This is a genomic window from Sarcina ventriculi (genome assembly GCF_900456775.1).
Classification (GTDB): domain Bacteria; phylum Bacillota; class Clostridia; order Clostridiales; family Clostridiaceae; genus Sarcina; species Sarcina ventriculi.
On the sequence record NZ_UAUL01000009.1, the window covers coordinates 117,144 to 143,998 of the forward strand.

Annotated in this window: 18 protein-coding genes and 1 pseudogene; 15 read left to right on the forward strand and 4 right to left on the reverse strand. The window is 28.0% G+C overall.

What is annotated here, in order from left to right; genetic code table 11:
- The first annotated feature begins 131 nt into the window (after positions 1-131).
- Both DR020_RS08840 and DR020_RS08845 read left to right on the forward strand, forming a co-directional pair.
- Positions 132-1,007 (forward strand): hypothetical protein, encoded by an 876-nt coding sequence (locus tag DR020_RS08840; protein ID WP_112365749.1) that lies wholly within the window; start codon positions 132-134, stop codon positions 1,005-1,007.
- Entirely contained in the window at positions 1,004-1,774 is a 771-nt protein-coding gene (locus DR020_RS08845; protein ID WP_055259408.1) for a hypothetical protein, read from the forward strand. Before DR020_RS08840 ends, DR020_RS08845 begins: the two co-directional genes overlap by 4 nt.
- Positions 1,775-1,911: 137 nt before the next feature.
- Here the strand turns inward: DR020_RS08845 and DR020_RS08850 are convergent, their stop codons facing one another.
- Positions 1,912-2,670, reverse strand: a complete 759-nt coding sequence (locus tag DR020_RS08850; protein WP_112365750.1) for an exodeoxyribonuclease III — start codon at positions 2,668-2,670, stop codon at positions 1,912-1,914.
- A gap of 223 nt (positions 2,671-2,893) precedes the next feature.
- On the reverse strand, positions 2,894-3,511 hold the full coding sequence (gene ytaF, locus DR020_RS08855; RefSeq protein ID WP_055259404.1) for a sporulation membrane protein YtaF: 618 nt from the start codon (positions 3,509-3,511) through the stop codon (positions 2,894-2,896).
- A gap of 479 nt (positions 3,512-3,990) precedes the next feature.
- Here ytaF and DR020_RS08860 point away from each other — a divergent pair, with 479 nt between their 5' ends.
- The 11 genes and pseudogenes from DR020_RS08860 (at position 3,991) to DR020_RS08910 (ending at position 20,893) form a co-directional block, all read left to right on the forward strand.
- Positions 3,991-5,391, forward strand: a complete 1,401-nt coding sequence (locus DR020_RS08860) for a glycosyltransferase family 2 protein (protein WP_112365751.1) — start codon at positions 3,991-3,993, stop codon at positions 5,389-5,391.
- A gap of 210 nt (positions 5,392-5,601) precedes the next feature.
- Positions 5,602-7,551: a DNA gyrase/topoisomerase IV subunit B gene (locus DR020_RS08865; protein WP_112365752.1), complete on the forward strand. Its 1,950-nt coding sequence runs from the start codon at positions 5,602-5,604 to the stop codon at positions 7,549-7,551.
- Between the two features lie 18 nt (positions 7,552-7,569).
- Positions 7,570-10,506 (forward strand): DNA topoisomerase IV subunit A, encoded by a 2,937-nt coding sequence (locus DR020_RS08870; protein ID WP_112365753.1) that lies wholly within the window; start codon positions 7,570-7,572, stop codon positions 10,504-10,506.
- 11 nt (positions 10,507-10,517) lie between these two features.
- Positions 10,518-11,078, forward strand: coding sequence for a DJ-1 family glyoxalase III (locus DR020_RS08875; protein ID WP_055259396.1), 561 nt, complete (start codon positions 10,518-10,520; stop codon positions 11,076-11,078).
- A 112-nt stretch (positions 11,079-11,190) separates the two neighbouring features.
- Positions 11,191-12,417, forward strand: coding sequence for a M16 family metallopeptidase (locus tag DR020_RS08880; protein ID WP_112365754.1), 1,227 nt, complete (start codon positions 11,191-11,193; stop codon positions 12,415-12,417).
- Positions 12,418-12,430: 13 nt separating this feature from the next.
- Positions 12,431-14,199: pseudogene (gene recJ / locus DR020_RS08885) on the forward strand (single-stranded-DNA-specific exonuclease RecJ).
- Positions 14,200-14,223: 24 nt separating this feature from the next.
- Complete coding sequence (locus DR020_RS08890; protein ID WP_055259390.1) at positions 14,224-15,297, forward strand: undecaprenyldiphospho-muramoylpentapeptide beta-N-acetylglucosaminyltransferase; 1,074 nt, start codon at positions 14,224-14,226, stop codon at positions 15,295-15,297.
- 167 nt (positions 15,298-15,464) lie between these two features.
- Entirely contained in the window at positions 15,465-15,893 is a 429-nt protein-coding gene (locus DR020_RS08895; protein ID WP_112365755.1) for a flavodoxin, read from the forward strand.
- Positions 15,894-16,060: 167 nt separating this feature from the next.
- Entirely contained in the window at positions 16,061-19,585 is a 3,525-nt protein-coding gene (gene nifJ / locus DR020_RS08900; RefSeq protein WP_055259386.1) for a pyruvate:ferredoxin (flavodoxin) oxidoreductase, read from the forward strand.
- Between the two features lie 253 nt (positions 19,586-19,838).
- Positions 19,839-20,198 (forward strand): DUF1292 domain-containing protein, encoded by a 360-nt coding sequence (locus DR020_RS08905; protein ID WP_055259384.1) that lies wholly within the window; start codon positions 19,839-19,841, stop codon positions 20,196-20,198.
- 53 nt (positions 20,199-20,251) lie between these two features.
- Positions 20,252-20,893 (forward strand): HAD-IB family hydrolase, encoded by a 642-nt coding sequence (locus tag DR020_RS08910; RefSeq protein WP_055259383.1) that lies wholly within the window; start codon positions 20,252-20,254, stop codon positions 20,891-20,893.
- A gap of 45 nt (positions 20,894-20,938) precedes the next feature.
- Here the strand turns inward: DR020_RS08910 and DR020_RS08915 are convergent, their stop codons facing one another.
- Positions 20,939-22,588: a putative manganese-dependent inorganic diphosphatase gene (locus DR020_RS08915; RefSeq protein ID WP_055259381.1), complete on the reverse strand. Its 1,650-nt coding sequence runs from the start codon at positions 22,586-22,588 to the stop codon at positions 20,939-20,941.
- 309 nt (positions 22,589-22,897) lie between these two features.
- Here DR020_RS08915 and DR020_RS08920 point away from each other — a divergent pair, with 309 nt between their 5' ends.
- Positions 22,898-25,447, forward strand: coding sequence for a calcium-translocating P-type ATPase, SERCA-type (locus DR020_RS08920; RefSeq protein WP_082412343.1), 2,550 nt, complete (start codon positions 22,898-22,900; stop codon positions 25,445-25,447).
- A 61-nt stretch (positions 25,448-25,508) separates the two neighbouring features.
- On the opposite strand, the gene DR020_RS08925 is transcribed toward DR020_RS08920, so the two are convergent.
- Positions 25,509-25,916, reverse strand: a complete 408-nt coding sequence (locus DR020_RS08925) for a hypothetical protein (RefSeq protein ID WP_055259377.1) — start codon at positions 25,914-25,916, stop codon at positions 25,509-25,511.
- A 204-nt stretch (positions 25,917-26,120) separates the two neighbouring features.
- Between DR020_RS08925 and deoC the strand changes: the two genes are divergently transcribed.
- Positions 26,121-26,777: a deoxyribose-phosphate aldolase gene (gene deoC, locus DR020_RS08930; RefSeq protein ID WP_112365756.1), complete on the forward strand. Its 657-nt coding sequence runs from the start codon at positions 26,121-26,123 to the stop codon at positions 26,775-26,777.
- Positions 26,778-26,855 lie beyond the last annotated feature (78 nt).

Genomic DNA, 26,855 nt, shown 5'->3' on the forward strand with positions numbered 1-26,855 from the left:
ATATGTTTCTTCAAGGGAATATAGAATTAAAATTTGGTTTTATAGTATTAATTGGGCAATAAATATAAAAATATTAATCAATATTAAATCATATAATTATTATAGTTATTATTAATTTAAAGGGAAATATTATGAAAAAAATAAATAAAAAATCAATGGGATTAGATTTTAATAAGATGTTTTCATTGAGAAATAATTTAGATGATAATAATATACAAAATAATTTAGACGATAAAAATAAAATAGCTATAGAGATAATGGATGATGTATTAAAACAAGATATGAGAGCAGGTGCAGATGAATTTTCCATTTTAAACTATATAGAGGAAACAAACAGTGTTATGAGATGGATGTTAAATAGTGCATTATATGCTAAAGATATGGGGAATGAATATTGTGAGGTTATAGATATAGTAGCTATTTTTTTAATTAAGGTTTATAGAGATTATGAAATGCTTCCAGTGGTAGCAGAGTTAATTTTTCAAAGAAATAAAAATGATTTATATGCTCACGAACTCATTTGGGCATTTTTCCAAAGTTATGATGTGGATAGTTTAAAGTTCATATGTGATAGGTTATCATCAAATGATAAAAAATCTAAAGAATTAGCGTGTGCCTTATTAAGTTTTATTCCCAATATAAATGAGTATGCAAATAATAATAAATCATTTTATGCGAAAAAATGGATAGATAATAATAAAGACTATATATTTTTTACTGATGATAGCAAACATGCAAGAAGTAAGCCCGTTTATTGTAAATTAAATTTAGATGGAAAGTACTTAGGAGAAATAGTTAATAAAAAAACTGGAAAAATAATTTCTGATTTAGAAAATGATGACAAAAAGAGATTGAAGGAATTTAAAAAATTAGATGAAGATGAAAAAATAATTCTTTCTAGTTATTCTTTTAAATTAAAAAAATTAAATTTAGACAAATGGTTAAAATGGATAAATTATTCTATGAATGACCAAATAGCAATAGCTAAAAGAGGTATACTTATATGATTATTGTAAACGGAAAACTTATAAATAATAATAAAAAATTCAATTATGAAACCATTAGTATTCAAAATAAAGTTTTAAATATTATGTTTAAAAGTAATATGGAGTATGTATATTCATCTTTTGAAGAATTGAAATTTGATTTAGATTTAAAGAATGCTATAGTTGAAAGTTCAAGAGAATTATATGATAGCGATGTGGAATTTAAAACATTTTATAAATCTAAATGCAATAGTAAATATTGGATAAAAAATAAAGATGGGGGATTTTCTTTAAAAGAAAATGTAAGTTCTTATGATGCTATAATGGATATTTTTAATAAAGGATCAAAATATGGTACAGAATGCGCAACAGCAATGATAATAGTGTATTATAGAGCATTGACCAAACTTATGAGTAGAGATGTTTTTAATTCAATATATACGGAAATTGAACTTATGAATTGGTCAAACATCGATGAGAAATTAGGTGTTGATTATTATGATAGTGTATCTGACTTTATGCCTGGAGATTGCATATATTTTAAAAATCCAGATGTAAATCCCAAAACTCCAGAATGGCAAGGAGAAAACACAATAGATTTAGGGGATGGAACATATTTTGGGCATGGACTTGGTATAATGTCAGGAGAAAAAATAATAGATAAGTTAAATAAATATAGAAAAAAACATTCAAAAGTATCAGCATATGTTCTTCAAAGCGTTACATGTCAAGGAGGAAAATATTTGTATAAATTAAACGAAAAAACTAAAAAATATCTGCAAATTTAGGTGTATATATTTTTTATTAATATTTAATAGGATTAGTAAATTTTTTTAGTTTAAGTGTTGATTTTAAAAGGTTAAAAATTAACAAAAAATCAACACTATATTAAAAATATTTATAAACTAATAATTAAATTTTTATTTTAGAAATCTTTTAATATTAATATAACAGGACAATGGTCAGAACCTAGAATTTCTGTGTCTATTAAAGCATCTTCTATTTTGTCTTGCAGTTTATCAGATGTTAAAAAATAATCGATTCTCCAACCAGCATTGTTTTTTCTAGCATTAAACCTATAAGACCACCAAGAATAAATAAATTCTTTATCTGGATAAAGATATCTAAATGAATCTATAAAACCTTCATCTAAAAGGTTAGTTAATTTTTCTCTTTCAAATACAGTAAATCCCGGATTATTAATATTATTTTTAGGATTTTTAAGGTCTATTTCTTTATGAGCTACATTTAAGTCACCGCATAAAATAACAGGTTTTTTAATGTTTAAATCTTTTAAATAAGCTTTAAAATCATCTTCCCATTTCATTCTATAATCTAGTCTTGCAAGTCCTGTTTGAGAGTTTGGAGTGTATACAGTTATCATATAAAAGTTTTCAAATTCTAAAGTTATAATTCTACCTTCTTGATCATGCTCTTCTATATTAAGCCCATAAGAAACTGAAAGTGGCTTTTTTTTTGAAAATATAGCAGTTCCAGAATAGCCTTTCTTTTTAGCGTAGTTCCAATATTGATAATATCCTTCTAAATTTAAATCTATTTGCCCTTCTTGTAATTTAGTTTCTTGTATACAAAATATATCTGCATCCTGCTCATTAAAATAGTCTAAGAATCCTTTTTTTACACAGGCTCTTATTCCATTAACATTCCAAGAGATTAATTTCATAAAATAATTCCTCCTAAGTATGTATTTTAGAATTATTATAAATTAATAATTAGATATAATCTAGATTATAAAATAGTATTTTTATTGAAATAATAAATAGTGTTAATATATTATAGGTCATATTTTAGTAAAGTATTAACTTTAAGTAAAACTAGAAATATTATTTATGTTCAAAGTTGTAGTTGCTAAAAATATAACCTATATTAAAAATTATAATTAAGTTTTAGAATAAGCAAGTTATAACAGCTAGAATGATTAGTAAAATACCTGATATTAAGCTTCCAGATTTACCAATCCATGTGTTTAGTAATTTTTTAGAACATAAAAATCCTAAAGGTATAAGGATAATTGTTATAATTAAAGTAACAATTGTTGTTAAAATAATGTGAAGCCCTGCAATACTAGCTCCTATGCCAAGTCCGACATTATTAAGTGCTAATGCTATTGAAAGAAGTATGGATTCTTTAAATTCAATAGTACCAGATTTATTAGTATCTGCTATTTCAGGTTTTTCAAGTATTACTATTGGAGATGATGGATTTAAGTTTCTATCTTTATGATTAGTAGATTTTTTTAAAACTTTTCTATAATCCAACAAGCAATATAACCCAAGTAATAACATTATTATAGAGCCTAAAATATTAACAACTGATAAAGGAATTATATTAGTTAAAGCTAAACCAATTTCCATAGAAATAAATGTTCCTAATGAAGATATAAAAGAAATTACAAAATTAATAAATGGTTTTATCTTTATGTTCTTAAATCCATATGACATAGCTACAACAAATACATCAAAACTTGCAGATAAAACAAATAATATAGTAGCTAATAGATTCATGATTTTTCTCCTTAAAGTATGGTTCATATTAATATATTAAACTTGGAGAAAGAATGTGATTTTTTAAAATTTTTATCTTAATATGATGAAGAATATCAATGTATGATATATAATGTATTATAATTATTAAATGAATGAGAAAATTTGCAAGATGAATTCACAAAAAATTCAAAAATTTATAAAGCAAATTAATAAATTCGTAATAATTAATAATTTGTACTGTGGCAAAATTATATTAGCAAAAATATCGTATACACTAAGTTAATATAATTTAATTTTATATTTGTAACACAAATGACTTAATAATGACTCATAGTAATATCTATGAGTCATTATCATGAAAACAGTAAAAGTTTTAATAAAAAAGAAATTAAATTAAAAAATGACATAAAAAGTGCGAATTTAAAAAATAATGTTTGGCAAAGCCTTAAACACTTGTTATAATTTCAGTTGGTAATTTAGAATAGGAGTGAAATTTTATGAAGGATTTTATATTTTGGATAACCGCCATTTTTCAAATATTAGTTTTTATTGGGGCGTTGTATTATCTAGCAATTGCATTCTTTGGATTTTATAAGAAAAAAGAAGAAAAACAATTTGCACCTCAAAAAAAATTTGCTATGTTGGTTGCAGCTCATGATGAAGAAGTTGTAATTGCCAATATGGTTGAGAGTTTAAAAAATTTAGATTATCCAAAAGAACTATACGATATATTTGTAATTGCTGATAATTGTACAGATAGTACAGCAGCAGTAGCTAGAAAAGCTGGAGCAAATGTATTTGAAAGGTTTGATAAAGATAAACGTGGAAAAGGTTATGCGCTTGAATGGATGTTTGGGAAAATTTTTAAGATGAAAACATATTATGATGGAATTTGCATATTTGATGCGGACAACTTAGTCGATAAAAATTTTTTAAATGCTATGAATAATAAAATGTGTGAAGGATATAAGGTTATACAAGGATATTTAGATTCAAAAAATCCTCATGATTCATGGATAACAGAAAGTTATGCCATAGCATTTACAAGTTCTAATAGAATGATTCAATTAGCAAGAAATAATATAGGATTATCAAATCAACTTGGAGGAACTGGTTTTGCAATAAGTACAGAAACCTTAAAAGAGTTAGGTTGGGGTGCTACATGTTTAACAGAAGACTTAGAATTTAGTGTAAAATTAGTTTTAAGTGGTGAAAAAGTTGGTTGGGCTCATGATGCTATAATATATGATGAAAAACCATTAACTTTAAAAGCTTCATGGAAGCAAAGAAAGAGATGGATGCAAGGTTTTGCTGATGTATCTACAAGATATGGTATGAAGCTTCTTAAAAAAGCATGGAAAGATAAAAGTTTATTATGTTTAGATTGTGCTATATATATGATGCAGCCATTTTTAACATTAGGTCTTGGTGTTGCTGCTGTATTAACTCTTATAGCTGGAATGATTCCAAATGAAACAGGAATATTTGTCATGACACATTTGTTAGATAATAATATATGGGAAATATATGCCGTATTCCAATTTTTATTGGTACCATTAGTTTTAATGATAGATAATAAGTTTAGTAGAAAACTGTTTGTAGTTTTAGCTATATATTCAACAACTTATTTTATACAACCATATTTAATAGACACTTATTCTATTTTCTCTAATGTCTTTGTTATAGGTGCATTTAATGTAGCATTTATTGGTGGATTCTTATTATTAACATTTTTAGTTGGTGGAAAATCAAGCTTTAAATTGTTTTATAGATATCTTCTTTATCCAATATTTATATTAACTTGGGTTCCAATCACAATCCAAGGAATTATAGATAAAGATAAAAAAGAATGGTCACATACTAAACATGTTAGACAAATAGGAATATATGAAGTATAAAAAGTGGACACTCAAGAGATTGAGTGTCTTTTTATATATAAAAAATTACCTAATATATGTTGTTTGACAAGGAAAGTTAAAGGAATTATACTATTTTAGTAATTTGGAAAAGACATTATAATGTGATATTATAGTTTTTCTTAGGTATACAATATTGTTTAATTGATAAAATAGAGTATAAATAATTATGTAACTTTTGGGAGGAGTTCTATGAAAGAAGAAAAAAAATTTACTTATGATGTTACGGATTTGACATCTCTAGAAAAATTAGAACCTGTTAGAGTTAGACCTGGTATGTACATAGGTTCAACAGGTATAAAGGGTCTGCATCATTGTATATGGGAAATATTGGATAATTCGATAGATGAAATATCTAATGGATATGGAGATAAAGCTATAGTAATTTTAAATAACGATAAAAGTGTAACTATTATTGATAATGGACGGGGTATTCCAACTGGTATACATCCTACAAAGAAAAAATCAGGCGTTGAAATGGTGTTTACAGAACTTCATACAGGTGGAAAGTTTGACAATAAGAATTATAAAACATCAGGAGGACTACATGGAGTAGGTGCTGCTGTTGTTAATGCACTTTCAAAATGGTTGGAAGTTTGTGTGAATCAAAATCAAAAAGTATATAGACAAAGATTTGAGTATGCACTAGATAAAGAATTAAGTAAAGTTATGCCAGGGACTCCTGTAACTCCTCTTGAGATTATAGGAAATTCAAAGGAAACTGGAACCAAAGTAACATTTCTACCAGATAAAGATGTTTTTTCATCTACGGATTTTAAATTTGAAGTTATTGATGAAAGATTACAAGAATTAGCGTTTCAAAATAAAGGAATACATTTAGAACTTATAGATAAAAGAAAAAATGAAGAGGTGAGAAAAGAATACTTCTCTGAAAGAGGATTATTAGATTTTATAGATTATTTAAATGAAAGTAAAACTCCTATACATGAAACACCGATATCTTTTGAAGGGGAAAGAACTTTAGGGGATGTAAATATGTATGGAGAAGTATGTATACAGTTTACAGATTCAACGACAGAGAATATAGCAAGTTATGTAAACAACATACCAACAACAGAAGCAGGGACTCATGAAGCAGGATTTAAAACAGGAATGACAAGAGCTTTTAAAGAGTGGGGAAAAAAGCTTAACATAATTAAAGAAAAAGACAAAGAATTTGAAGGTGATGACCTTAGAGAAGGTATGACTGCGATAGTTAGAATAAAACTTACAAATCCAGTATTTGAAGGTCAAACAAAAACAAAACTTGGAAACAATGAAGCATACACTATGATGAATGATTTATCTTATAGTAAGTTTTGTGAATGGATAGAAGATAATAAACAAGTTGCTACTATGATAATAAATAATGCATTAGATGCAGCTTCAAGAAGAGAAAAAATTAAAAAAATAAATGAAGCAGAAAAAAAGAAGATAGGTAAGGGAACAGCACCTCTTGCAGGAAAAGTAGCTGTTTGCACGCTTAAAAATAAGGATTTTATGGAATTTATAGTAGTTGAAGGAGATAGTGCAGGGGGGTCTGCAAAACAAGCTAGAGATAGAAGGTTCCAAACTATAATGCCGTCAAAGGGAAAAATTATGAATACAGAAAAGCAAAAGATAGAAAATGTACTTGCTTCAGAAGAACTTAGGATATTTAATACTGCTATAGGAACAGGAACTTTAGATAACTATAAAGAAGAGGATTTAAAATATAATAAAATAATAATTATGAGTGATGCAGATGTTGATGGATTCCATATAAGAACTCTATGGATGACATATATATATAGATATATGAGACCATTAATAGCAAATGGACATTTGTATTTAGCACAACCTCCTTTATATAAGGTGTATAAATCATCTAAGGGTATGGATAAAGTGGTTTATGCTTATTCAGATGAGGAATTAGAGAGTGCTAAAAAAGAACTTGGAAAAGGAGCGTTAATTCAAAGGTTTAAAGGACTTGGAGAAATGAATCCAGATCAATTATGGGAAACAACTTTAAATCCTGAAACTAGAACATTAATTCAAGTAACTATAGATGATGCAGCGAAGGCTGAAAAAATGGTTTCACTTCTTATGGGAGATATAGTTGAGCCTAGAAAAAATTATATGTATAAGTATGCTGAATTTTAGATAGGAGATGAGATAAACATGGCTAAAAAACAAATTATAATTCCTAAAGATAATAATATAATAAGATTGCCTTTAGAAGAGGTAATGCCCGATAATTATCTTCCTTATGCTGTTGAAGTTGCAAAAGATAGAGCATTGCCAGATGTTAGAGATGGACTAAAGCCAGTTCATAGAAGAATTCTTTATGGGGCGTATATGTTAAAAGCATTTCCAGATAAACCATATTATAAATCAGCTAGAATAGTTGGGGATATTTTAGGTAAATATCATCCGCATGGCGATACATCAGTTTATGATGCAATGGTAATTTTAGCACAAAATTTTTCAACAAGACAGCCATTAATTGATGGACACGGAAACTGGGGCTCAATTGATGGAGATGGTGCAGCTGCAATGCGTTATACAGAAGCTAGATTGTCTCAAATCTCTATGGAAATGCTTAGAGATATAGAAAAAGGAGTAGTTGAAATGGTTCCAAATTACTCTGATTCAGATATAGAACCAAAAGTTTTGCCAGCTAGATATCCAAATCTTTTGGTAAATGGAACTTTTGGTATAGCAGTTGGACTTGCAACTAATATACCACCTCATAATTTAAATGAAGTAATTTCAGGAACGTTAGCATATATAGAAAATAATGATATAAAAACAGAAGAACTCATGGAATTTATAAAGGGACCAGATCTTCCAACTGGTGGAATTTTAATGGGTAAGAACTCTTTAAGGACTGCCTATGAAACTGGAGAAGGAAAAGTTGCTTTAAGAGCTAAAACTTCTATTGATAAATTAGAAAATGGAAGACTTGCGATAATTATAACTGAATTTCCTTTTAGGAGAAATAAGGCGAAAATACTTCAAACGATATCAGAGATGACAGCTGATAAAAAACATAGTAAAGCACTAGAATCTATTACAGATATTAGAGATGAATCAGATAGAGAGGGAGTACGGGCTGTTATAGAGTTTAAAAAGGCAGCAGATGAAGTTACTGTTAATAAGGTACTTAAATATTTATTTAAAAAGACAGACCTTCAATGTAATTTAAGTTTTAACATGGTTGCATTGGCTAATGGAAAGCCAGAAACTATGGGACTTAAAACAATAATAACTCATTATGTAAATCATCAAAAAGATGTTGTAACTAAAAGAACTCAAATAGAACTTGAATCTTGTAAAAAAAGATTTCATATAGTTGAAGGTTTTATAAAGGCTATAGGTATTTTAGATGATATTATAGAAACTATAAGAGGTGCAAAATCTAAAAAAGACGCTAATGCAAAACTAGTCGATATATATGATTTTACTACTATTCAAGCAGAAGCTATATTAGAGCTTATGTTGTACAGACTTACAGGTCTTGAAATTAAAGTGTTTGAAAAGGAATATAAAGAACTTTTAAAGAAAATTAGAGCTTTAGAGAAAATATTAGGAAGTGAAAAAGAACTTTTAAAAGTTATAACAAAAGAACTTAAGGAAATTCAAGAGAAATATGGAGAAAATAGAAGAACAACAATAGTTGAAGATGAGAAAGAAGCTAAAATCGATTTAAATGAATTGATAGTAGTTGAAGATGTCGTTATAACTTTATCTAATGATGGATTTATAAAGAGGTTACCTTTAAAAAATTATAATCGTTTAAATTCTGATGAAAATGATATAGAGTATAGAGATGGAGATTATTTAAAAACCTTAATAAGGTCTAATACAAGAGATAATTTAATTCTATTTACAGACAAAGGAAATATGTATCAGATAAAGGTTAATAATATTTTAGAAGCTAAATGGAAAGAAAAAGGTGAAAAGTTAGATACTTTAATTAAAAATTTAAATTTAGAAAATGAAAATATAATTTCAGCTATATCAATTTCAGAATTTATGCCAAACAAAGTAATAAAATTTATAACTTCAAATGGATTAATTAAAAAAACAAGTTTAGATAAATTTATTACAGCATATTCTAAGCTTATGGCATTAAAATTGAAGGACAAAGAAAAATTGATAAGTGCTGTTATTATGGATTCGAAAGAAGAGGAAAAATTTATAAAAGTAAAAACTTTAATGGGACTTGAGTTTATAGTAGAAGAGCCTAAATTAGAGTTTGTAGATAGAATTATTTTAGGTGAAAATTTATGTCCTTTAAATTCTAAAGATGAGATAATTTTAGTTGAATATGTAGATAGCATGGAATATAAAGAATTTGTTTGTGGAATAAATAAAAAAGGAAATATAAAAATTTATAAGAATTATTCAAAATCTACGGAAAAATACGAAAAAGTTAAAACAAATTCATTAAGCTATATTGTAGCTTTTTCTGATAAGGGTAAGGCATTTAAATTTCCAAGTTATTTCTTAGATAATTTAACTGAAAATCATTTAGACAATCTTGTAGATAATTTTGATGATGATGAAAATATAATAAAGGTTATATCATTGCCGAAGGAAGAAGAAAGAATAGAAGGAAAATTTTATGTATATTTTTCAACTAAACAAGGCTTTGTGAAGAAGATGGATGTGAAAGAACTTTATGGTTCGTTTAATAATCAAATTGTTTATAAATTTAAAAATCAATCCGATAAATTATTAAATATAAATATAAATATAGGAACATGTAATATTTTATTTATAACTAAAAAAGGATTTTATATATTATTTTCAGCACAATCTGTTAGTCAAATGGGAAAAAATGCATCAGGAGTTACAGCGATAAGCTTACGAGAAGAAGATGAGGCTATGTTTAGTACATGCTTAGTTGATTTTGTTGATAATAGTATTTTAAAGGAATATAATGAAGTTGCTATAACTTCTGAAATTTCTAAGATAATATTAATATCTAAAGAAAATGTAGAAAAAGAAATATCAATAAGTGATATAAAGCTTCAAAACAGAGCGAGAAGAGGAAATAGTATAATGGTTATTAATATGGATGACTATATAAAAGAAGTGCTTATACAATAGGGAGTGATTTTATGAAAAAAGTATTAGTTCTTTTAGCTGAAGGCTTTGAAATGATAGAAGGCTTGGCTGTAATTGATGTGTGTGTTAGAGCAAAATTAAAATGTGATACAGCATCTATAAGCAATTCAAGAGAAGTTAAAAGTTCTCATGGAGTTATAATAAAGGCTGATAAACTTTTAAAAGATATAGCAGGAAATCAAGAGTATGATGCAATTGTTATACCAGGTGGAATTCCAGGGACATACAATCTAAGGGATAACGAAGATGTTATAAATATTATAAAAGATTATAATAATAAAGGAAAAATAGTAGCTGCAATATGTGCAGGACCTATAGTTTTAAATAAAGCAGAAATTTTAAATGGAAAAGATGTTACAAGTCACCCAAGTGTTAAAGATGAATTTAAAGATTCAAATTATATAGAAGATAAAAAAGTTGTAGTATCTGAAAATATAATAACAAGTAGAGGGGCAGGGACAGCTTTTGACTTTGGACTTAAAATAATAACACAATTAGGTTATAAAGAAGAAGCTACAAATATTAAAAAAGCGATAATGCTTGACTTTATATAAAAAATAAATTAAAAGTTAATATATAATAAAAAATAATCATAAAGATGTTTATACATTTTTATGATTATTTTTATTTTAAGTAAAATATTTTAACAAAATAAAGGCGGATGTTATGAAAAAAGAAACATTAGAAAATAAAATAAGATTTTTATATAAATATAGAGAAGTAAGTCATACATCTTTTTCTATAGCATTGGAAGCTGGGGCAAATAATGAAAATGAAGGAGAGATAGGTTATGCTCATGCTTTAGAACATATGATTTTTAAAGGAACATCTACATTAAATGAAGATGAGATAAATAGAAAGTTAGATGAACTTTTTGGTATGAATAATGCTATGACTAATTTTCCGTATGTAATATATTATGGCACTTTGTATAATGATGATTTTAATGAAGGTTTTTCTTTATATAGTCAAATGTTAACTAATGAAAAAATTTCACACTATGGATTTTGTGAAGAGTTAAATGTTATAAAACAAGAAAGTGTAGAATGGAAAGAGGATTTAGAGCAACTTTCAGAAGATTTAATGCTCTATAATGGATTTAGAGATGAAAGAATAAGCAAAATAATAATAGGAAATAGAGGTGATATAGAAAAAATAACAGTAGATAATTTAAAAGAGTTTTACGATAAATTCTATAAAGGGGAAAACATAGTTGTTTCTGTTGTAACTTCTTTGGAATATGACTATGTAAAAAGTATAATAGAAAAAAATTTATTATCAATAAATTCATCTTTAGATATAAATATTAAAAATGATAGATTCAATGGAGAAAGAACAATAAATTCTGGTATATTTAAAGATGTTGCGAAAGGAAATAATGGGTGTAAAATATCATATGGGTTTGATATATCTGCTTTAAATTTAAGAGAAGTCACAGCTTTGAAGCTTTTTAATCTTTGGTTTGGTGAAGGTGTAAGTTCAATTTTGTATGATAATATAAGAACAAAAATGGGACTTGCATATGAAGTTTATAGCAGTGTAAAGTGGGAAAAAGGAATAGAAATTTTTAAAATAGCTTTAAGCACTGATAAAGATTCATATAAAAAAGCTTTAAATATAGTTGATAACTGTATAGAAAAAGGTAAAAAATTAGATGAGATATTAAATGATTATGAGTTAAAAAAGCTGATAAAAAGATTTAAGCTTAAAATGTCTTTAGAGTTAGAAAAAAGTATAGTTTTAGCAAACAGGATGGCTATTTATGAAATTTTATATAATGATGGAAATATGGTTTTTAATGAATTAAATATGATATATAATTATACAGTTGAAGAAATAAAAGAAGTAGTTAATAAGGTATTAAAAAATCCTGTTGTTGAGGTATTGTTATAAGGATGGTGATTAGATGGAAGAAAAGTGGGTTTTAATAAATAGAAACATGGATAAAACATTGCATGAAAAACTAAATGTAACACCACTGATCACAAGGCTTTTAGCCAATAGAAATATAAAAGGTATTGAGGATTGTAAAAATTTTTTATATGGTGATTTAAACAATCTATTAGATGGCTTTCAAATGAAAGACATGAAAAAAGGTATAGAAAAAATAGTAGATGCTATAAAAAATCATAAGAAAATAGTTATATACGGAGATTATGACTGTGATGGTGTTGTAAGTACAGCTATATTATACAAAGCTTTAGAGGAATGTAATGCAAACTTTACTTATCATATACCTCATAGAGAGTATGAAGGATATGGTATGAATATAGATACTATAAAATCCTTAAAAGATGAAGGTTGTGATATAATTTTAACTTGTGATAATGGTATAGCAGCTCATAAAGAGATAGACTATGCTAATAGTATAGGAATTGATGTTATTTTAACTGACCATCATGATGTGCCCATAAAAATTTCAGAGGGAGATTCATATGGAGTGCCAAATGCTTATGCAGTAATAAATCCTAAACAAGATGAATGTCACTATAATTTTAAAGATTTATGTGGAGCAGGGGTAGCCTTTAAATTTGTGATGTGTTTATATGAAATTTTAGGAATAGATAAAAATAAAGCTTTAAAATTAGTAGAGCTTTGTGCTATTGCGACTGTTTGTGATGTTGTTGATATTTTAGGAGAGAATAGAATAATTGTAAAAGAAGGATTAAAACTTATAAACAATACAGATAATTTAGGAATTAAAGAATTGTTAAAGATTAATAATTTACAAGATAAGACTATTTCCTCCTATCATTTAGGTTTTGTAATAGGACCATGCATAAATGCTACGGGAAGATTGGAAACAGCAAAGCTTTCGGTAGAACTTCTAACAACTAAAGACATAGAAAGAGCTAAAATTTTGGCTAAAGAACTTTATGAACTTAATGCAAGAAGACAAGAGATGACAACAGATAGTGTAGAACAAGTCTTAGAACAAATAGAAAAAGAACATATGAAAAATGATAAAATATTAGTTGTTTATAATCCAAACATTCATGAGAGTATTGCAGGAATAGTTGCAGGAAGAGTTAAAGAAATTTACAATGTTCCAACTATTATATTAACAAAGGGGCATGAAATGCCAAAAGGTTCTGCACGTTCTATTGAAGAGTACAACATATTTGAAGAATTATCTAAATGTAAAAAACTTTTAAGTAAATTTGGCGGACATAAAATGGCAGCTGGTTTATCTATAGAGGAAAAAAATATAAGTATTTTAAGGGAAAAACTTATTGATAATTGCACTTTAGACTATGATGATTTTTACTAAAGGTTAGAATAGATTGTAGAATACCTTTAGAATATTTAAATGAAAAAATTATAGAAGATATAAATATTTTAGAACCATTTGGAAAAGGAAATCCATCTCCAATATTTGCTGAAAAAAATATAAAGGTAAGCAGATTTTTTGTTATGGGAAAAAATAAAGATATGTTTAGATTAAGATGTGATATAGGTAATAGTTATAGAAAAATAGACGCTGTTTCCTTTAAAGGCTTAGATAGATTTAAAGATATGTTTATTGATAAATATGGTGAGGAGAGATATTTAAAGGTCTTAGATTGTGGGCAATTTGATTTTGATTTTAGAATTGATTTAGTATACGTTCCTAAAATAAATGAATATAATGACACAAAAAGTATACAGCTAATTATAAAAAATATAAGGATATAATTTATTTTTAAGGAGATGATTATTTTGAGTAAATATAAAATGATAATGACTGGTGGAGGATCAGCAGGACATGTAACTCCAAATTTAGCATTGGTTCCAAAGCTTAAAGAATTAGGGTTTGAAATTAAATATATAGGAAGCAGAGATGGTATAGAAAAAGGTATAATCAAAAAGGAAAATATACCCTATTATTCTATATCTTCAGGGAAATTGAGAAGATATTTTGATGTTAAAAATTTTAGTGACCCTTTAAAGGTTTTAAAAGGTGTAACTGATGCTTTGAAAATTCTATCAAAAGAAAAACCAGATATAATATTTTCAAAAGGGGGATTTGTAACTGTACCAGTAGTTATAGCAGCTTCAATAAAAAAAATACCAGTTGTGTCTCATGAATCAGATATGACTCCAGGACTTGCAAATAAAATAGCATCTCCGTTTTGTAATAAATTATGCGTAACATTTCCAGAGAGTTTAAAGCATGTTAAGGCTGATAAGGCGATACTTACAGGAACACCTATAAGAGAAAGTCTTTTAAATGGGGATAAAAAAAGAGGAAAAGACTTTTGTAAATTTGATGATGATAAAATGGTTCTTATGGTTATAGGGGGGAGCTTAGGAGCTAAGGTATTAAATGATAATGTTAGATTGGTTATAAATGAGCTTGTTAAAGATTTTAATATTGTTCATATTTGTGGTAAGGGAAATATTGATGAATCATTAAAGAATATAAGAGGATATAGACAATATGAGTATATATCAGATGAGCTTCCAGATGTTATGGCACTAGCAGATATAGTTTTATCTAGAGCAGGTGCAAATACGATTTTTGAACTTTTAACATTGAAAAAACCACATATATTAGTTCCATTATCAGAACAAGCATCAAGAGGGGATCAGGTTTTAAATGCAAGGTCATTTGAAAAATCAGGTTACTCTAAAGTTGTAAAAGAAGAGGAATTTACAGGAAAAGTTTTACTTAAAGTTTTAAAAGAAGTAGTTGTAGAAAAAGATAGATATATAGAGAATATGAATAAAAGTTCTATGGGAAATGGTGTAGATAATATCATAAAAGTTATAATGGATAATATAAAAAAGTAATAATAACAAAATATATAATAAAAAACGATGCAATTTTACAATATTCCTTTATTTATAGATAATAAAGGAATATTATATTATTAGTTCTTGAAAATTTTTATATAAATGGTTTAAAATTATTTTAATGAAGTATTATAAAGTTAAAGGAATAATGAGGTGGCTTAAAGATGAAAAAAGTGGCAATTATTTATTGGAGCAAAGGTGGAAATGTAGAAACTTTAGCAAATATAATTTCAGATAAACTTGAGGAAAGTGGAGTAGAGGTTAATTTAAAACAAGTTTCTGATGCAGATATAAGTGATATAAGTGAAGCAGATGCTATAGCTTTAGGAAGCCCTGCTATGGATGAAAATAAAATAGAGCAAAATGAGATGGAACCATTTATAGATAAATTGCAGAATTTAAACATGAATAAGAAAGTTGTTCTTTTTGGAAGTTATGGATGGGGGCAAGCGGGATTTATTAATGAATGGGAAAAGAGAATGAATTCATATGGATTTAATGTAATTGGAAAATTGGCTATAGGGGAAGCAACTAACGATGAACAGATAGAAGCGTTAAAAGATTTATCTAAAAATTTAATAAATTTAGAATAATTTTAAGATTTAATTAATTATATTAAAAGAAAGATAAAAAAATTTTAAAAAGTATAATATGTAATTAAAAAGTAATAATAATTATATAAAATATGTATTATCATAAATGAGTAAGCGCATTATATATATGTTTTATATACATACTTTTAGAAAGAGGTGTCACGAATATGTCAAAAAAAATGAAAACTATGGACGGTAATACGGCTGCGGCATACGTATCATATGCATTCACAGATGTTGCTGCTATATACCCAATAACTCCATCTTCACCAATGGCAGAACACGTTGATGAATGGAGTGCAAAAGGACAAAAGAATATTTTTGATCAACAAGTTAAAGTAATCGAATTACAATCAGAAGCAGGAGCAGCAGGTGCAGTTCATGGTTCATTACAAGCAGGAGCTTTAACAACAACATTTACAGCTTCTCAAGGTCTTTTATTAATGATACCAAACATGTATAAAATTGCAGGTGAATTACTTCCAACAGTATTCCATGTAGCTGCAAGAGCATTATCAACATCAGCATTAAACATCTTTGGTGATCACCAAGACGTTATGGCTGCAAGACAAACAGGATTTGCAATGCTTGCAGAAGGTTCAGTTCAAGAAGTTATGGACTTATCAGCAGTAGCTCATTTAGCTACATTAAAATCAAGAGTACCATTTGTAAACTTCTTTGATGGATTTAGAACATCACATGAAATACAAAAAATAGAACTTTTAGATTATAATGATCTTAAAGGTTTAGTTGATATGGATGCTGTTGATGCATTTAGAAAAAGAGCTTTAAATCCTAACAAACCAGTAACAAGAGGTACAGCTCAAAACCCTGATATCTACTTCCAAGAAAGAGAAGCAGTTAACAAATTCTATGATGCAGTACCTGAAATAGTTGAAGGATACATGGCTGAAATAACTAAATTAACAGGAAGAACTTACAACTGTTTTGACTACTATGGAGCAGCTGATGCTGATAGAGTTATAGTTGCTATGGGTTCTGTAACAGATTTAATAGAAGAAACTATAGATTATTTAAATGCAAACGGACAAAAAGTTGGTTTAGTTAAAGTAAGATTATATAGACCTTTCTCAAATGAAAGATTATTAAAAGCTATACCAAGTACAGTTAAGAAAATTGCTGTTTTAGATAGAACAAAAGAACCAGGATCAGCAGCAGAACCTTTATTCTTAGATGTTAAAAATGCATTCTATGGAAAAGAAAATGCTCCTTTAATAGTTGGAGGAAGATTCGGTCTTGGATCAAAAGATACAGTTCCAGCTCATATAATCGGAGTATATGATAACTTAGCTAAAGCAGAACCAAAAGATGGATTTACATTAGCTATAGTTGATGATGTAACATTTACTTCATTAGAAGCAGGAGAAAATGTTGATACAACTCCAGTAGGAACTACAGCATGTAAGTTCTGGGGATTAGGATCAGACGGTACTGTTGGTGCTAACAAGAGTGCTATAAAAATTATCGGAGACCATACTGACATGTATGCTCAAGGATATTTCTCATATGATTCAAGAAAATCAGGTGGTGTAACTGTATCACATTTAAGATTTGGTAAACAACCAATAAAATCACCATACTTAATAAATAAGGCTGATTTTGTAGCTTGTCATAACCAATCATATGTTCATAAATATTTTGTACTTGATGGATTAAAAAATGGTGGTAAATTCTTATTAAACACTATAGAAACTCCAGAACAAGTAGCTGCTAGTTTACCAGCAAAATATAAGAGATATTTAGCAGAAAATAATGTTGAATTCTATACATTAAATGCTGTTAAAATAGCACAAGAAATAGGTCTTGGTGGAAGAATCAACATGATTATGCAAGCTGCATTCTTCAAGCTAGCTAACATAATTCCAGTAGAAGATGCTGTTAAATACTTAAAAGAAGCTGTTGTTACTTCATACGGTAAAAAAGGTGAAAAAGTTGTAAACATGAACCATGCAGCAATAGATAAAGGAATAGAAGCTTTAGTTAAGATAGAAGTTCCTGCTGAATGGAAAAATGCTCAAGATGAAGCTCCAAAAGCTGATAGAGTAGCAAAATCAGACTTTATAAAGAAAATAGTTGACCCTATGAACAGATTAGAAGGAGATTCACTTCCAGTTTCAGCTTTTGTTAACATGGAAATGGAAGATGGTACTTTCGAAAATGGTACAGCTGCATTTGAAAAAAGAGGAACAGCAGTTAACGTTCCAGAATGGATACCAGAAAATTGTATACAATGTAACCAATGTTCATATGTATGTCCACATGCTACAATTAGACCACACTTATTAACAGAAGAAGAAGTTAAAAATGCTCCAGCAGCATTAAAATCAGTTGCAGCTAAGGGATTAAAATCAGAATCTCCATTAAACTTCACTATATCAGTAAGTACTTTAGATTGTACTGGATGTGGAAACTGTGCTCAAGTTTGTCCTGCTAAGGAAAAAGCTTTAGTTATGAAACCACAAGATACTCAAAGTGAACAAATGGAACCATGGTATTATTGTGAACATGATATAGCTCCAAAAGCTAATCCAATGAACAAAAATACAGTTAAAGGAAGCCAATTTGAAAAACCATTATTAGAGTTCTCAGGTTCATGTGCAGGATGTGGAGAAACACCTTATGCAAGACTTATAACTCAATTATTTGGTGATAGAATGATGGTTGCTAACGCAACAGGATGTTCTTCAATTTGGGGAGGATCTGCTCCTTCAACTCCATACACTACAAACAAAGATGGTCATGGACCAGCTTGGGCTAGTTCATTATTTGAAGATAATGCTGAATTTGGATTTGGTATGTATCTAGGAGTTAAAGCAATAAGAGAAAAATTAGCTGATAATGCAAGAAAAGCAATAGAAGCTGGAGTAAGCGCTGATGCTAAAGCTGCTTTAGAAGCTTGGTTAGATAAAATGGATGATGGTGAAGGAACAAGACAAAGAGCTGAAAATGTTATTGCTGCTTTACAATCAGAAACTAACGAATTTGCTAAAGAAATCTTAAAAGATCAAGATTACTTAGTTAAGAGATCTCAATGGATATTCGGTGGAGACGGATGGTCTTACGATATCGGATTTGGTGGAGTTGACCACGTATTAGCTTCAGGAGAAGACGTAAATATATTTGTATTTGATACAGAAGTTTACTCAAATACAGGTGGTCAAAGTTCTAAGTCTACACCAACAGCTGCTATAGCTAAATTCGCAGCTTCAGGTAAGAAGACTAAGAAGAAAGATCTTGGTATGATAGCTATGAGTTATGGTTATGTATATGTTGCTCAAATAGCTATGGGAGCTGATAAAAATCAAACTCTTAAGGCTATAGCAGAAGCAGAAGCATATAAAGGACCATCATTAATAATAGCTTATGCTCCATGTATTAACCATGGTATAAAATCAGGAATGGCTAACTCTCAATTAGAAATGAAGAAAGCTGTTGACTGTGGATACTGGGCATTATACAGATACAATCCATTAGTTGCTGAACAAGGAAAGAACGGATTTGTTTTAGATTCTAAAGAACCAACAGGAGATTTCAGAGAATTCTTAATGGGTGAAGTTAGATACGCTTCATTAGTTAAAGCATTCCCAGAAGCTGCTGAAGCTTTACTTGAAAAAACAGAAAGAGATGCTAAAGCAAGATTAGAAGGCTATAAGAAATTAGCAGCTAAATAATATTTTTTAGCATAAATTATAGATTAAGATTGAAGTAACAACAAAAGTGCTTAGAAAACTACTTTGTTTTCTAAGCATTTTTTATATGATTTTAATTTTTTTATAAAAAATTATTTATCTAAAAAATAGATTTATATGAAAATATATTTAAATACATGTTGTTAATATTCAAAAATGATGTTAAAATTTATAAAAGCCCCTTAAAATTAAGGGTGCATAAATGATAAGTATTTCCGTAAGGGAGGAAAGTTTTATGTCAGAAAAAGAATTAAATCAATGCTGCGGCGGAAGCTGTGGATGCGAAGGTGAAGATAATCAAGGAAGTTGTGGATGCGGAGGTCATAACCACGATCATGGAAATGAATGTGGATGTGGTGAAGAGCATTATGAAACATTTGTGGTAGACCTAGAAGATGAAAATGGAAATATAGTTTCTTGCGACGTTGTAGAAGCATTTGAATATAAAGATTCAGAATATGTTTTAGTAGAAAATCCGCAAGATAATTCAATATACCTTTTCAGATCACAAGGGGAAGAAGGAGAACTTGTGGTTCCTTCAGAAGAAGAATTTGCTGAAGTAACAAAATATTATGAAGAAGAATTATCTGAATAATATAAATAAAAAGATGGTGCTTGCATCATCTTTTTAAATTCTAAGGAGAATATATGGAAAAACTAGCTATATTTGATGTGGATTTTACGATAACTAATAAAGAAACATTATTAGAGTTTTTTAAATTTATGTTAAAAAAAGATAAGAAGAATATAAAATATTTGTTACGAGTTATTGTATCAGGAATTTTATATGGTATAAAGGTTTATGATGAAAAAAGAGTAAAGGAATGTTTTTTAAAGTTTATAGATGGTATTAATGAAAAAGATTTAAATAATTTAGTTAAAAATTATTATGATGAACGATTAACTAACATTTTCTATAAAGATGCCATAGATAAAATAAAAGAATTAAAACAAAAGGGATATAAAATATACCTTATATCTGCTTCACCAGAATTTTATTTAAAAGAATTTTATGCTATAAAAGAAGTAGATATGATAATAGGTACTAGATTTCATTTTAATGATGGAAAATTTGCAAGAAAAATGCTAGGAGCAAATTGTAAGGGTGAGGAAAAAGTAAAAAGATTAATGAGTGTATTAAAAGAAAAAAATATAAGAGTAGATTTTAAAAATTCACTTATGTTTTCAGATTCCTTATCAGATACACCACTTTTAGATTTAGTAGGTAATGGTTATCTTATAAACTATAAAAAAAATCATGAAAAATATAAAATATTAAAATGGAAATAAAAAGGTATCTAAAGTCTTTAGACTTTAAGGATACCTTTATTTTTGTTATTTGCTAATTCTTTCTATGATTGTAGCTGTTACTGGTGGGATAACTTGTTTCTTTCTAGATAAAACTCCAGGTAAGAATACAGTTGAATCTTCTAAAGTAACTTTAAATGCCTCTTCAGCTATTTGAGGAGTGTTTCCTGCAACTAGAAGTTGAGAGCCTTCATTTATAATATCTGTAAGTAATAACATTATAACTGATAGTCCCATATTTTCAGCTTTTTCTTTCATATAACTAAGCATATCTTCTTTTAAAGGCATAAATCCTTCGATATCCATTGTGTTTACTTGAGCAACACCTATTTTAACTCCTTCAATAGTGAATGGTTTAAAATCTTGGTTGAATATTTCTTCAACTGATTTTCCTTTAAGTGAAGTACCAGCTTTAAACATTTCTTTTGCAAATGTTTCTGGGTTTATTCCAGCTATTTCTGCTAATTTATTACACATTTCTATATCTTCTGGAGTACAAGTTGGAGATTTAAATAATAAAGTATCTGATATTATAGCTCCACATAAAAGACCAGCAACTTCTCTAGATGGAGTTAATCCATTTTCAAAAAATCTTTTAGCAACTATAGTTGAAGTACTTCCAAGAGGTTCATTTCTAAAATATATTGGATTTCCAGTTTGTATATCAGCTACTCTATGATGATCTATTATTTCTAAAATTTCAGCATCTTCAAGACCATTTACAGATTGACCTCTTTCATTATGATCAACTTGTATAACTTTTTTCTTGTTATTAGAAATTAAATGGAATCTAGCAATAGTTCCAATAACTCTATTATGTTCATCTATAACTGGATAATTACTATATCTAGTTTCTGACATTTTTACTTTTACATCTTCAACAAGTTCATCAGTTGAAAATGAAATTATGTTTTCTTTAGCCATTACAAATTCAACAGGTAGGCTTTGAACTATAAGTCTAGAAGTTGTAAATGAATCATAAGGAGTTACTATAACTGAAATATTTTTTTCTTTTGCTAAAGTAACAACTTCTTCAGATGGATCAAGACCTCCTGCTATTACCATTAAAGAAATATTAAGATTTAACAGCTTCTTTTGAGATTCAATTCTGTTACCAACTATAGCAATATCTCCTTCAGAGACAAAGTTTATTAAAGAACTAGAACTCATTGCTCCTACTACTATGTTTCCAGGGAAAACTGTTATTTCATTATTCACATTAATAGTTTTAGCATCTAGAGTTTCAACTATATTTTTTAAACTAGTATTGCTCTTAGCTAAAATACATTTTTCCCATGTGTTCATGTATGTTCCTGTTATATCTGATGTTGAAAGCATACCAACTAATTGGTTTTTTGAATTTGCTACAGGTATTGATTTAAGATTTTTTTCGTTCATGATTGCCCAAGCTTTTCTTAAAGAAACATCAGAAGTTATAGGATTCATTCTATCAATATCTAAATCTTCTATTTTAAGTTTTACTGTTTCTAATAATCTAGGGTTTGAAACGTTAAAATAGTCTAGAATATATTGAGTTTCTTGATTAACTTTTCCTAAAACAACAGGTATAGCTGGTGTGTTTTGAGTTTTGTTTTTAAATTCTGCATATGATATAGCAGCACATACAGAATCAGAATCAGGATTTTTATGACCTGTTACATATATAATATCTTTCATAATAATTACCGCTAAAAACTTTAATTTATGTTTTTAGCGATTCACCTCACTTTCTTATATACAGTATTTTTTATAATGTTTATTCTAAAATATGTTCATAACAAAATAAAAAAAGTGTTGTAATATCTCTAATAATTATTTTAAATGTTACATAAACAAAAGTAAAGTTTATTAATTTAAGTATTGATTATTAATAAAAAATAATAGAATTTTATGGTTATTTTTGTATACATAATATAAATTAGGTTCTAAATTTAATATCTTAGCACATATATTACAATATATTTGTAAAAAGGAGGATGAAAAGTGATACAGGAAAAAGAAGTTATTAGAGGTTTAACTTCAAGTGAAGCTCAAAAAGGGCTTGAAAAATATGGACCTAATGAAATTATGCAAAAGAAAAAAATATCTCCCATAAAGATATTTTTAGCGCAATTTAATGATTTTATGGTTTGGGTGCTTATTGGTGCAACAATAATTTCAGGGTTTATGGGTGATATTGCTGATGCCGTAACAATATCTATTATAGTAGTTATAAATGCTTTTTTAGGCTTTATTCAAGAATTTAAAACAGAGAAATCTTTAGATGCTTTAAAATCATTAGCAGCTCCAACATGTAAAGTTTTGAGGGATGGAAATATAAAAATTGTAAATGCTTCAGAAGTTACTATAGGAGATGTTATTATATTAGAAACAGGAGATAGAGTTCCAGCGGATGGAGCTATTATAGAATGCAACAATCTTATGGTGGATGAATCACTTTTGACAGGTGAATCAGTAGGGGTGAACAAGGGGTTAATTGGGAATAGCTCAAACATATTCATGGGAACTACTGTTTTAAAAGGAAAAGGAAGTTTTAGAGTAACACAAGTTGGTATGGGAACTAAAATGGGAGAAATAGCTGATGACCTTCAGAATATAGAAGATGAAAAATCTCCGCTTAGAGAAAGATTAGATAGTCTTGGGAAAATATTAGTTGTACTATGCATTATTGTTTGTGTTCTTGTTACAGTTTTAGGTGTTTTAAGAGGAAATGATTTAGGAGAAATGTTCCTTTTAGGTGTTAGTTTAGCAGTTGCTGCAATTCCGGAAGGATTAGCGGCGATAGTTACAGTTTCTTTAGCTCTTGGAGTGTCTAGAATGCTTAAGAGAAAGGCTTTAGTTAGGAAACTTCCAGCTGTTGAAACTTTAGGATGTACTTCTGTAATATGTAGTGATAAAACTGGTACATTAACTCAAAACAAAATGACAGTAAAAGAAGTTTTTATGAATGGTAAAATTTATAAAATTGATGATGAAAAACTTCCTGAAAATAATGCTCTAATGAAATCTTTTGTATATTGTAATGATTGCAATTATAATTTTTCTAAAGAAAATATAGAGGAGGCACTTTACGGAGATCCAACAGAAACAGCTTTAATAAAGTTGTATTTTAATGATGTAAATTTATTAAAAAATAAAGTAGCATCAATAGACAGAGTTTTTGATATACCATTTGATTCGATAAGAAAAATGATGTCTGTAATTGTTAAAGAAAATGGTAAAGAAATTTGTTATGTAAAAGGTGCTCCAGAACGTCTTATAAACAAGTGTACACATATATATGAAGATGGAACTATAAAACCATTAACTCATCAAAAAAAGACTCAGATACTAGATTCAGTAGAGAATATGAGTAATAGAGCTTTAAGGTGTATTGGTGGAGCTTATAAAGAGAACAATTTAACTAGAGATGAAAAAACTTTAGAAAATAATCTAATATTTCTTGGAATAGCAGGTATTATAGATCCTCCAAGACCAGAGGTTAAAGAAGCTGTTAAGAAATGTAGGCTAGCTGGAATAAGACCAGTTATGATTACGGGAGATCATAAAAATACAGCTTATGCAATAGGGAAGGATTTAAATATTGTAACTTCAAAGGATCAAGTTATAACAGGTGAGGAACTTGAAAAAATAAATGATGAGGAGCTTAAAGAAAAAGTTAAGAATATACGAATTTTTGCAAGGGTTACACCTAAACATAAGTTAAGAATTGTAAGGGCATTTAAGCAAACAGGCAATATTGTTGCAATGACTGGAGATGGCGTAAATGATGCTCCAGCTATCAAGGAGGCTGATATTGGAATCGCTATGGGAATATCAGGAACGGATGTAACAAAAGAAGCATCAGCTATGATACTTATGGATGATAATTTCAGTACTATAGTATCGGCAGTAGAGGAAGGAAGAACTATATACGATAATATAAGAAAGTTTATAAGATATTTATTATCTTGTAATTTAGGAGAAGTTTTAACGATGTTTTTAGCATCATTATTTTATCTTCCAACTCCTATGCTTCCTATACAAATTTTATTTGTAAATTTAGCAACTGATGGACTTCCTGCAATTGCTCTTGGGGTGGATCCAGCTGATAAGGACATAATGAATCAACAACCAAGGGATAAAAAAGAAGGTGTATTTGCAAGGGGGCTTACAGAGAAGATACTAGTTAGGGGATGCTTAATTGGAATTTGTACACTTTTATCATTTATAGGTGGAATGTATTACGGAATGAGTTTAGAAACATGCAGAACTATGGCTCTTGCAACTTTAGTAATGTCACAATTATTTCATGTATTTGAATGTAGATCAGAGAGACACTCAATATTTGAAATAAAATTATTTAGTAATCCATATTTGGTTTTGGCAGTATTATCATCTGTTATTATGCTTCTATCAATAATTTATGTGCCATTTTTAAGACAAATTTTCCATACAACAGCTTTAGGAATAAATAATTGGCTTTTAGTTTTATTCTGTTCATCTGTAATATTTTTTATAAATAGTGTTTATCTTTTTATAAAGGTTAAAAAATAGTATTTTGATTTTGAAATTTTTTAAAATAAAAAAGGCTATGGAATTTTCCATAGCTTTTTTATTATTTGTTTCTATAAGTTGGTTGTTGAACTCTTTTGATTTGAGAATGATCAACAGGTATTAAATCTTTTTTAGTTGTTAGATTTAAAATATTGCTAATTTCAATGTATTCTTTTTCATTTTCTTTGTTTGATTTAAGACCTTGAATAATAACTGTATTTCCTCTATTTAATTGAATAAATTGAGGCTTTTTAAACCATTTATTTTTTTTATAAACACATTTTATTACAGCTTTTGATCTATCAGGTTTGATTATTACAGTAGCTATAATTTTATGAAATAACCAAAGTATTGATTTTTCTTCTACTTTAACAGAAATTATATTTCCTTGAAATTGAGCCATTCTATCGCCGTATTTTTCTAAGTAAGAGTCTGTATAATATTTTGATAACTTGTCTTTAACTCCCATTATTAAAACTCCTTCACCTTATAATTAAATAATATATTATTGATAATATATTATTTGTAAAGCTAACATGTATTATAGCATATAATGAATTTAATGAAAATAAATTTTTAAATGTTTTGTAATGTTTACATATTTATGAATAATTTATATAATAAAATATATAGTAATTATATGCAATATAAATAATTGATTTAGGAGAAATTTATGGAATATAAAGATATATATAAGATGATAGATCACACTTTGTTGAAACAAGATGCAACAAGTGAAGAAATAAAAAAGCTTTGTAAAGAAGCGTTAGAATATAATTTTGCATCTGTTTGTGTAAATCCTACTAATGTAGAGCTTGCAGCAAAAATTTTAAATGGAAGCTTAGTTAAAGTATGTACTGTTATAGGTTTCCCTTTAGGTGCAAATACAACTAAAATTAAAGTTTTAGAGGCTAAAGATGCCGTAGAAAATGGTGCAACAGAAGTTGATATGGTGATAAACATAGGAAGAATTAAGGATAAAGATTATGACTATGTAAAAAAAGATATAGAAGCTGTGGTAAATGAGGTAAAAGGAAAGGCATTAATTAAAGTTATAATAGAAACATGTCTTTTAACTGATGAAGAAAAAGTTATAGCTTGTAAACTTGCAAGTGAAGCAAAGGCTGATTTTGTAAAAACATCAACTGGATTTTCAACAGGTGGAGCAACTCCTTTTGATGTAAAACTTATGAGAGAAACTGTGGGAGAAAATATGGGTGTTAAAGCATCAGGTGGGGTTAGGACATCAGAGGAGGCCAAAGAGCTTATAAAAAATGGGGCAAATAGGATAGGTGCATCAGCATCTATAAAAATTTGTACAGAAAAATAATGTTATAAATATTAAAAAAATCAAGAGCCTATGAAGAGTCATAGGCTTTTTTTGTCGAAGAAAATTATATTAATAAAT